The organism is Parapedobacter sp. (assembly GCF_035556095.1).
Taxonomy (GTDB): Bacteria; Bacteroidota; Bacteroidia; order Sphingobacteriales; family Sphingobacteriaceae; genus Parapedobacter.
Window position 1 is genome coordinate 22932 of the sequence record NZ_DATMFT010000019.1, and the last position, 10623, is coordinate 33554.

7 protein-coding genes are annotated in these 10623 nt (G+C 45.5%); 1 reads left to right on the top strand and 6 read right to left on the bottom strand.

What is annotated here, in order from left to right; translation table 11 throughout:
* Window positions 1-32: 32 nt before the first annotated feature.
* The 4 genes from VNQ80_RS10410 to VNQ80_RS10425 form a co-directional block, all read right to left on the bottom strand.
* Complete coding sequence (locus tag VNQ80_RS10410) at window positions 33-1208, bottom strand: DUF5000 domain-containing lipoprotein (RefSeq protein WP_325638218.1); 1176 nt, start codon at window positions 1206-1208, stop codon at window positions 33-35.
* 24 nt (window positions 1209-1232) lie between these two features.
* A complete protein-coding gene (locus VNQ80_RS10415) occupies window positions 1233-3074 on the bottom strand; it encodes a RagB/SusD family nutrient uptake outer membrane protein (RefSeq protein ID WP_325638220.1) in 1842 nt (613 codons plus the stop codon).
* A 115-nt stretch (window positions 3075-3189) separates the two neighbouring features.
* Window positions 3190-6438: a TonB-dependent receptor gene (locus tag VNQ80_RS10420; RefSeq protein ID WP_325638222.1), complete on the bottom strand. Its 3249-nt coding sequence runs from the start codon at window positions 6436-6438 to the stop codon at window positions 3190-3192.
* Between the two features lie 348 nt (window positions 6439-6786).
* Window positions 6787-7620, bottom strand: coding sequence for a sialate O-acetylesterase (locus VNQ80_RS10425; RefSeq protein ID WP_325638224.1), 834 nt, complete (start codon window positions 7618-7620; stop codon window positions 6787-6789).
* 461 nt (window positions 7621-8081) lie between these two features.
* Between VNQ80_RS10425 and VNQ80_RS10430 the strand changes: the two genes are divergently transcribed.
* Window positions 8082-9101: a GntR family transcriptional regulator gene (locus tag VNQ80_RS10430; RefSeq protein WP_325638226.1), complete on the top strand. Its 1020-nt coding sequence runs from the start codon at window positions 8082-8084 to the stop codon at window positions 9099-9101.
* On the opposite strand, the gene VNQ80_RS10435 is transcribed toward VNQ80_RS10430, so the two are convergent.
* Together VNQ80_RS10435 and VNQ80_RS10440 are read right to left on the bottom strand one after the other, a co-directional pair.
* Window positions 9093-9227, bottom strand: a complete 135-nt coding sequence (locus VNQ80_RS10435) for a hypothetical protein (RefSeq protein ID WP_325638231.1) — start codon at window positions 9225-9227, stop codon at window positions 9093-9095. The two genes, VNQ80_RS10430 and VNQ80_RS10435, sit on opposite strands and share 9 nt — an antisense overlap.
* Before the next feature lie 453 nt (window positions 9228-9680).
* Window positions 9681-10610, bottom strand: a complete 930-nt coding sequence (locus VNQ80_RS10440) for an IS3 family transposase (protein WP_325638235.1) — start codon at window positions 10608-10610, stop codon at window positions 9681-9683.
* Between the last annotated feature and the right edge of the window lie 13 nt (window positions 10611-10623).

Sequence of the window (10623 nt, forward strand, 5' to 3'; positions counted from 1 at the left end):
CGGGGTAAATTGCATAGCCCTTACGTTTCGGACTAAAGTATCTGCCCCCAGAAAGTCAGTTCCTTAATATGGATACCTGTAGCCAGCCCCCATGTCTCGTTCACCTTTATTCTAATGTATCTTACCGGAGGGGCATCCAGTGGGAAGTTGAACTCTTCTCCCCGAAGTGCCAATTCCCAATCTTCGTCGGAATACTGACCCAGTGGCAAACCGGACGGCTTAATGGATTCCACGTCCATTAATTTTGTCCAGCCCTCCCAGCTTCCATCCGGGTTGGGCGTATCGGCCGTACCCCATACTTCAAAATAGCGTGGATTCCCATTTCCCCATCGCACTACGACCGAGTTTGTTCGCTGCTGATAAAGAAAACGGCTCAGTTTGCAGGTAGCCTTGAGGTCAAACGTGAACCAGGTCGGCACTCCTGCGGCATAACTAGTTTGGTAATGCGCTTCACCACCATCCCACAAGTTACCCATATGATCCGCTGCACTATAGAGCGTAGTGTTATCCGTAGGCAACACCAATGTTTCAAAAGGTTTGGGTATAATCTCTTCAAAGAAAGGGGTTAATTCGGCAACGAGCGTATCCGAGAAGTTCCCCCAGCGATCTTCCACATACACCCCGAAAACAGTAGGTCTAGCAGCGAACCCCCTTGCCGAAAAGGCACCTGATTCCTGCATCGTGTACAGTGTCTCATCATTTGCCCAAAACCCCTCCTCATCCTGGTAGATAATAGCGATTGCCAAATCGGCTTTTGACAAATTGCTAAAATCCACCGTTGCTCCCCCGAAGTCTTCCTTTAACGTCAGCGATTCGAACGTCGTAATCAAAGGCGGTTTCAAGGGCTTGACGGTCACGACGACAGGGTCTGAATGCACTTCGCTCCGGCTTACTGCATATACCTTAACATCATGATGAAGGGTATCACCAAAGCCCTCCAGCAGTAGCGTATTATTATAATAAGTGGCTTTCGCAGTCCTTAGTTGTCCCTGTGTTTCAAACTCGGCTTTCACGTATAACAATTCCGGGTTGTCCGGCAACGTATAGGTCAGCTTTGCACCTCCCGGTAAATTTTCAACGCTGATTTGCCCTACAGGGTCAGGAACCCAACCATCTTGCTCATGCGGAGTGTGTTTCTCCTCTTGTTTGCAGGAAGCGATTGCGAGGATACAGCAGCATATCGCTAGTATATTTGTTATCTTTTTCATTTTTTTATGATTAAGAAGAATTGATTACCAACCCGGATTTTGCACCAGGTTTTCATTCACAATGACATCCAGTTCGCGAAGCGGCCATAAATAATCGCGCGTTCTGAACTCTTGCCTATAAAGCTCCCTGATACGATAATACAAGTCAGTTTCTCTTTGACTTACATCCCACCCATATACCGGCTTGTTGAGTTCATCCATGGCCCGCTTCCATCTCCGCAAATCCCAGAAACGATGTCCTTCGAAGGCCAGTTCTATGGTTCGCTCCTGATGAATAATTTGCCGAAGTCCAGCTTGGCTTAAATATTTCCCGGGATCCGTTGAGTAATTTTCCCATGATTCCTGTAGCGTAGCCAACCCCGCTTTCTCCCGTACGAGGTTTATATAATGGTATGCTTCTTCCCCTGGTCCGTCCAGTTCGTTGAGTGCTTCTGCATAGAGCAGGTATAAATCTGCCAAGCGTATGATCGGCCAATGGTATTGAACAACGACGTAGGCTACACTTGCAGCATACGTACTGGCGGGGTTCACCAGTTTTTTTGGCCAATAGCCGGTTACAGAATATCGGTTGGCACTCGCTCCCCCAGAATATTGCCCCAATTTAGCCATTACATACCACGGCGCACTTTCTGTAAAATTACCTTGCCCAAACCATACGGAACCATCAAATGCAAGGCTTCCATAGAACCGGGGCTCTCTGTCATAATGCAACGAGGCTGTGGTGTAATTTGGTTGGATATAGTTTCTCTCAGCATCCGTAGCCACCCGGAGGGAATACCTCCCTGCGTAATCCCAAGTCTTATCTTCCGTGATCGGGACTCCGTTTATCGTATAAAAGCTCTCGGCCATTTTCAGCGTAGGCGCCATTCCCCTGCTCACCGTTGAAGCATTGGCTGTACCCGCATCCAAACGGGCCTGGGATTCCCGTTGCAGCGTGGTTGTGCTTCTTCCTACGTCAGGCCAGATTACTTCGGGGTTTTCCCTTGCAGTTACACTGCCACGGATATTCATCTTATAATACGTGTCTGTTGAAACTTGCGAAGAACGGGCGTCCAGGCTATAGGTGTATAATTTGTGGCCTGCAGTATGGCAAAGGTCTATGGCGTCCTTGCAGGCTACGGCCGCCCTGCTCCACTTCTCCGGGTCATAAACTGTATTAAAAAGCGTTAACCCATTTTTATCGACAAAACCCTCGTAATCAACATTTCCGTTGAATAACGGACTGGCAGCTGTGACCAATACCAACGCTTTAATAGATAGTGTGATGGATTTCGTGATCCTTCCCAGTTCCGTTGTCCGGTCCTCAATGGTTATCGGTAAATTTTCTTCAGCCGCAGCCTCGTCAAGCAGCTGAACGATATAATCCACACAGTCATCAAAAGGTTCCCGTGCCACCTGAACTTCATCGACTCCGCTCGAAATCGGCAAATTTTCACGAATGAGTGGAATAGGACCATACATACGCAGCAAATAGAAGTGATAAAATGCCTTCAGCACCTTCACTTCTGCGATCCACCGGTCCTTTTCAGATTGGTCCATATCCTTCACCAAATCAATATTTTCCATAAAGATGTTACAATCCCGTATCCCCCTCCATAACGAGGTGGTTGAAACCGTACCTTCCAGACTTCCAGTCGTTGCCGCACTCATCGACGCTGACGTATAGCCGCTCCAACGATCGAGAATAGGCTGTACAATGCTTTGGCTTCCTCTGGCAATCTGGACGCCCGGGTAGGAGTTGTCATATCGCCACGATTCATCGGCACCATACAATGCCGGGTTTGATGCAACATGACTGAAATTGGGCAAATAAGAATAACAGGTAAACAAGTATTGTTCGGCTGTCACCCGCATTCTGAATGCCATGTCAATCGTCGCTATATTATCCGGCACTACATCCAAATATTTATTGCAGGAGCTAAACAGACTCAGGACCACACCAAATATTATTGTTAGATATCTCATATTTTTATTCGTTAGATTAGAGTGATACTTGTATGCCTACATTATAAACCCGCTGAACTGGATAATCTAGGCCCCGTCCTGCCTGCTCAATGTCCCACAGCTTAAAGGGCGACCAAAGCCATAGATTTGTTCCGTTCACAAAAAACCGCACATTCTTAATCCGTACCCTGTTTACCAAGGTCACCGGAAGGGTATACCCAAATTCTGCCTGTTTCAGACGGAGGAAAGACCCATTCCGCATAAACCAGGTGCTGGTCTCTTGGTTGTTGCTGTTGGCTTGGTAGTCCAACCTCGGCCAGAGTGCATAGGAATTCCTATTTTCTTCGGACCAGTGATCGTCCGCATACGCTTTTAATAATTGGTTTTGGCGTATGGTGCCACTACTTGTCCCGATGAACGGTGCCGTAGCAGACTGATTTATCCAGAAGGAAGATCGTGCGGATCCCTGAAAAAATAACGAGAAATCAATACGCCTATATCCGGATGATGCTCCGAATCCATACACGATTTCCGGGGTGGTGGGATAGCCAATCGGAACCCGATCCAATGTTGTGATTTGCCCGTCTCCATTCACATCAGCATATTTAATATCTCCCGCCATGGCAGGGCGGGACCCAAAGTTCTGCGCCGGGGCATTGGCCACTTCTGCGTCGTCAATAAATAAACGCTCAGCAATGTATCCCCACGTTTGTGTTAATGGCTGGCCAACGCGGGACGAATAACTATTTGGATATACGGGCTCCTCATAGACCTCATACTGACTGGTGGCGTACGTGAAATTGCCTCTTGCTGTCAGCCAAAGTTCGGAAGAGAAATAGTGATTAACATCCACGGAAATATCCACCCCATGGCTGGAAGCCTCACCGACATTGGCGCGTGATGCGGCTGACAAACCCATAGTCGTCGGGATATTGGCCCTGGTCATTAAAATATTTGAACGGTATTCCGTGAAATAATCAGCCAGTATGTCGATTTTATTGTTCAAAAGCCCCAATTCCAGTCCCAAATTCAGCTTTTTAGAAGTTTCCCAAGTGATCTCCCGATTATCGTATCTGGAAATTGAAACCCCATTTCTGGAATACGCCCCGTCTTCTCCAAAAACCTCACCCCTGGTGGCATCATTCATATTGACTTCTGAAAGAAAAAAGAAACGATCGGCAGGGCTTCCTATCTGATCATTGCCCACTATGCCGTACGTTGCTCTTAATTTCATTTTGGATATCTTGGAATCGGGGTTCCAGAACTTCTCGTTTGACACCGTCCAAGCTACGCCGGCAGAAGGGAAAAACCCAAAGCGTTTACTTTCGTGAAACCGTTCCGAACCATTGTAGCCGAAGTTAAATTCAGCCGAATAACGATTATCGTAAGAGTAGGTTAATCTGCCTGACAACCCGGAGTTTCGATAGGGGAGCGACGTTTGCAGACTACCGGCATTACCTTGCAGATTATTCCGCATTAAAAACACCAACAAACCACCAAGATTATGTTTTTCAAAAAAAGTGTGGTTATAATTTAGAATGGATTGGAAGTGAAAGACAGAAGATACTTCTTTCTGACCTTCATTGTAGCTCAGGTACTCTGTTCCGGAAAGTGGGTTAACAACATCAATGGAGTACACGCCCGTTTTCCGGTCATACGATCCGGGAACCAGCTGATAATAAAAGGGATTATAAAAACGACTGACATCAAAAAACGAATACCGGCTCGTGCTTCCCATGGCGGTGAGCGAAAGGCCCTCGGTTAAGAAGTCCAGATTTTGCTTAAACTCGATACTGGCATTCATGGTCGATCTTGAATAATCTTTATACCCCCTTACCATTTCTGCATAGGGATTCAGATAGTTTCCATCTTCATAATTCCCGAACATTGTATGTTCTATGTGTGCATGTTCTTCATCTTTCGGATAATAGGCTGGGAACAGTACGGGATTTGTTTGCATTACATTGTTGTATACCCCTGAACCACCGTTCATCGGACCGGTATAGTCATCAAAGATACCGCTCAGCCTGACAATGACCTCGCTGGTCGGCGTAATGTGGATATTCGTATTTGAGCGTAGCTGATAAGTTTTAAGATCAATATTATTATTGAAATTGTTATTCCCATCCACTTTAAGCATTCCATTATCCTGAGTAAAGGATCCGGCAACATAATATTGCGCCACTTTCCCTCCACCACTTATGTTTAGATGTGCTTTCTGATTGAACGTGTAAGTTTTCAGAATCTCCTTTTGCCAATCTGTGTTTGGGTAAACTACCGAATTTGAACCGAGAACCGTATTCGCTATTTTGTCTCGGGAATATGGTCTAACGCCTAGCGGATCACGGGTTGCTACTGCTTCGTTATGTAGCATCATATACGTGATGGGGTCAGCCAACTCCAGATTTTTAGTAGGAGCGGAAAGTGAATTTTCCACACGAAAACTGATATTAGACGAGCCTTCCTTCCCCTCTTTCGTTTTTACGATGATTACGCCATTAGCTCCACGCGCTCCGTATAGCGCAGTCGCGGTAGCATCTTTCATAATGGAAAAACTAGCAATATCCTCCGTAGTAAGTCGCGCAAACTCCGCTGTGCTCACTTCCAGGTTGTCGATAAGAATCAGCGGATCCACTTTATATCCGAACGTATTTACACCGCGGATAAAGAACTCCGCATTATCTGCACCCGGTTCACCGCTGCGTTGATAAGCAATCACTCCAGATACACGACCTGCCAGTGCGGTAGTTAAATTGCTAGATGGCACCCGTAACTCAGACGGTTTGATGGTCGTCATGGCGCCGACCACTTCGGTCCTTTTCTGCTCACCAAAGGCGACTACTACTACGTCATCTAAAGCAGTCTGTTCAGGCGTTAATCTCACAATTACCGGATCACTTGATTTCTCTTTTTCGACGACCACCTCCTGAGGTGCAAAACCTATGGAAGAAAAAATCAATATTACACTTTCACCCTCGGCCTCAATCGTAAATTGTCCCTCCGAATCCGTGCTGGTTGCAAACGTCTGTCCTTTCACCTGTACAGTTACATCGGATAGTGATGAATTTCCTTCATCAACTACCTCGCCCTTAATAGGGAACCTTTGTGCCCACGCATCCGATTGTGACCAACCGGCAATTAACAGCGTCAATAAAAGGAAAAGTTTTAAAACCGAAGTTTTTAAAGTCCCAGTAAGCCCTACCTGCTCACCGTCTATTTCGGCTTTAAGAGGCTCTGGCAAGCCTTTTAGGCCGATTGTTTTGTCGCTTAAAAGTTTCGTGTCCATAATTGGTCTAATTGTTTCTATACGTTTCACTTAGAGGTTACTAATTGTTTATTCATTTGTGTTCATCACATATTGATAATCACGATTTTCCGCACCGTTCACTTAATAATTATTATTGGTATGGTGTGGTCTGGTAAATATCACATCGCAATGATAGGAAATTTAATTCACTATCCAAATTTTAAAATAAAAAAACAGCTAATGAATAATCACCACCATCAGCACCTGCAAGCACAAAAAAATCTTGTTTGATTTGATTTGATATTTAGTCACGCTTTTCTTGAACAGCAAGCACCTCCTAAAAACACCCCACCCCTCTTGATTTAAGACACACACAATCTCACCGCCCTATTTCGTTATCAGCGCGTTGGTCTCCATTACTTCTTGCGCCAGTATAGCACCTATCCGATTATAGGCTGGTTGGGCATAATGAATATTATCCGTCATCATATCATCTTGTGGGAAATACCAAGGGTCAATAGGCGCCAAAAACACATACTTGTCTTCATTTGCAATTTCTCGTTGCATTCGACGCACCGCGAGATAGCCGGGTTGCGGATGGCGGGTATATTGGCCGGTCATCACGATATAAAACGGCAGGCTAGGATTGCCGAGTTCTTGCCTGAAACGCGCGATCAGATCTTTTAATGCTTCTCCATAACCTTCTTCGGTTTGCCTCCCATCATTGATCGCGTTCGCATCCCTCTCCCCCTGCAACCAAAGAACACCCTGCAATTTAACACCGGTTTGCCGCTCTGCCATCTTCACCTTCACGATACACGGGGCGAAAATTTTCAGCTTACCGACTGAGGCCCAAGTTCCATAGACGGTTTCTGCTTCGTAGGAGCAAGCGCTTCCGCCACGAGCCGCCGAAACAACAATCACACTGTCCCCTGTAGCCTCCCGAAGATGCCATCCAAAAGAAGGCGCAATACTACCACTATTAGCTTTGCCGAAATATTTACCGCTTTCCCCCAAAGGATCTTTCAGTATACGTAACGAATCCCCCCGCTCCATATACTCGAAACATCCCTCACTTACATACTTATCGGAAGCACGACGATCCCCCATACCCGACGCATTACTTTGTCCCGCAATCAGCCAAAGGCTTTTCTGCGCAACCAGCTCTGTACTTAGTACCAGGCAAAAAATAAACAATATACTACTGATCCCTGTATTCATCAACTACCTGTTTTTTTGTTTGAAGAAATTTTAGCCGTCTCGCGATTATGCCCGATATACAAGCTGATTTGATTGACGGCCAATTAATAATATGTCCTTCCATGCTTTTAAAATCCGACTTGCAAACAACATTGGACTGGTGTGGTCTGGACATAAACACAATGCAAGTATAGGTAGTTTATTTATTCCTTCCAAAAAAAACACAAAAAGATGTTCAATATGATTTTTGTTAAAACGGACAACATACGTTGTCTTTGCGGCAGTTCTAATTCAATATTCAAGCAGAGGATACGGATGATTTCGCATTCGACAAGCACCGTCTTCCGCTTTCTTATCACAGTTAACCGCTTTCAATTCATAGGAACCCCCGTTAATTTACGATGAAATGGTTTTTAAAAACCATCACTAACTCATTTATCTGGTTTGGTTTGTTGTGGGATTTAAACTACTTTTGCAAATATATGCAAACGACATTCCTCGAAAGTTCCACCCCTCCTGCCCACCGCATGAAATACATGCAACTGGTAGACCACATAAACAACCTCATTGAATCGGACCAGTTGCATATCGGCGACCGATTGCCCTCACTCAAGCAATTCGAGAAAGAACTCGGCATGAGCAAGGAAACCCTGCTCAAAGGACTCAACCACCTACTCGAGAAAGGCGTCATCGAATCCGTATACCGCAAAGGTTACTATGTGAAGAAAAAATCGGTAGATCATACCTATCGCGTATTCCTGCTACTCGATAAGATGAACGTGATGCGCGATCGGTTCTACCATACGTTATTTGACGAACTGCGGGATGTGGCCGACGTGGACGTTTACTTCCACCACCACAACTTCAAGGTATTCGAAAACCTCATCCGCGAAAACCTGCACAACTACACACACTTCGTCATCGCCACTTTCCTGAAGGAAGATCCAACCGCGGTCCTCAATTTAATTCCCGCACAGAAACGCATCATCATTGACTATAATCAAACCGGCTTGGACGGGGAATATTCGTGCATTTTTCAGGATTACGAACACGACCTTTTTGATGGGCTCAACCAATTAAAGGACCTGCTAGCCCGGTACAAAAAATTGGTGCTTATCGCACCTACCGGGGCCGTCCACGCCCGCCATGTGGTTGAAGGGTTCCTTCGGTTCTGTATGAAACACGAATATCGGTACGCCATCGAACACGAAGTGGAAGCAAGCAGTTTCAAGAAAGGCAACGCTTATATCACATTCAGCAGGTACGATACGGATGATGTGGCCCTAATCAAACTGGCACGCGGCAAAGGTTATAAGCTTGGCAAAGACATCGGCCTTATTTCCTATAACGACACGGCCGTAAAAGAAATTCTGGAGGATGGCATCACCGTTATTTCAACAGATTTTGAGGTCATGGGGAAGGCTGTTAGCAAAGTGATTGTCAATCGAGAGCCAGTTGTTTTACGGAACCCTACCCGGGTTATCGTCCGCAACTCATTGTAGGTACGCCTCTTTTCCTCCCAAAGCCTCTTTCAGCAAGTCTTTTAACGGGTTGCGGTCGTCCGCCTGATTCAGTTTTAAATTAGCTTCTTCCAACAACGTATTTATCTCAGGATTTGTAATGCCCATTCCTTATTTATGGGGTTTGGATTGAAGCTTCGATACCCAAAAAAATTCTTAGTCAAAGGAATTGGCCATGCCTTGACTATGGTTTTCTGTGGTCAAAGATAGTTGACGAGAAAAAGACATCGAAGCCCCAACGAAATCGAACTCTCGAAAAAATGCCGTGGCGATGCCATGAAGCTGGATTTTTAGACAGTCTAACACAGTAAACCCAGAATTGTTGTTACAAAATTTGAACTCCAAATAACCGGAAGATAACGATTTGGTTAACAGATTCATCTTGCATAAAAAAAGGAGACAGCTGATAAACAGTGTCTCCTTAAGTAGCCCCGACGGAAAATCGAACTCCATTTTTTGTCTGAAAAAGTGACCGTTTTGAATCAAATCAGACCAAATTGAACCATAGGAGTATGATACTCCCTATTTGCTGGACAACTATTGCACTAATTTAAGATATAATCACGACACATTTTTGATTATCTGATAGAACCTTTCATTGGGTGTTACCCTACCGATGGATTTGTGTCTTCTTTCGGTGTTGTAGAACCGCACATAATCCTTTACCTGCCGATACAGATCGACCCCACCGTTTGGTGGATTCAGGTATATCTTTTCCCTTTTGAGTGAACCCCAGAACCGTTCGATGTAGATATTGTCCAAAGCCCGGCCCTTACCGTCCATGGATATTTTCACCTCATGTTTTTTAAGTGCTTCGATGAATACCGAGGATGTGAATTGGGATCCTTGATCGGTGTTGAAGATTTCCGGTTTCCCGTGCCTTTCCATGGCACCCAGCATGACATCCCGGCACCATTCGGCACTCATCGTATTGGAAATGTCCCAGCCCATAATTTTACGGCTGTATACATCGATGATGGCAAACATATACATGAATCCACGGAACATGGGGATGTAGGTGATATCCGCCTGCCAGACCTGGTTTGCCCGGTCGATCTTCAGGTTCCTGAGCAGGTAGGGGAATTTATAATCCCCCTTGTTTGCCTTGCTGAGATTCTTCTTGGGATGAATGGCCTTCAGGTTCATAACCCTATACAATCGTCTGATGCGCTTTTCCCCTACAGAATAACCCAGGTCCATTTTCAGGTATGCGGTCATCCGCTCCACCCCATAGAACGGACAGTCCAGGAACTTCCGGTCAATTGCTTTCATCACCCGCTGGTTGTACAGGGATTCCCCTTTGGGCTTGAAATAATAACTGCTACGCGGCAGCTCGATGACACTGCATTGCTGGTAAACACTCAACTTTTTATAAGGTGGGCAAACAAGCCTGCGCTTTTCTTCCAAACTCATTTGCCCAATACTTTTTTTAAGAAATCCACCTGTATCTGCAATTCCCCGATCTTTGAATACAGTTCCTTCTCCTTGGATTCATCTTTGGCCG

Excerpts from the sequence above, each read along its gene's own strand:
- VNQ80_RS10410 (WP_325638218.1), bottom strand. The coding sequence starts at position 1,208 with ATGAAAAAGATAACAAATATACTAGCGATATGCTGCTGTATCCTCGCA.
- VNQ80_RS10415 (WP_325638220.1), bottom strand. The coding sequence starts at position 3,074 with ATGGCATTCAGAATGCGGGTGACAGCCGAACAATACTTGTTTACCTGT.
- VNQ80_RS10420 (WP_325638222.1), bottom strand. The coding sequence starts at position 6,438 with ATGGACACGAAACTTTTAAGCGACAAAACAATCGGCCTAAAAGGCTTG.
- VNQ80_RS10425 (WP_325638224.1), bottom strand. The coding sequence starts at position 7,620 with ATGAATACAGGGATCAGTAGTATATTGTTTATTTTTTGCCTGGTACTA.
- VNQ80_RS10430 (WP_325638226.1), top strand. The coding sequence starts at position 8,082 with ATGCAAACGACATTCCTCGAAAGTTCCACCCCTCCTGCCCACCGCATG.
- VNQ80_RS10435 (WP_325638231.1), bottom strand. The coding sequence starts at position 9,227 with ATGGGCATTACAAATCCTGAGATAAATACGTTGTTGGAAGAAGCTAAT.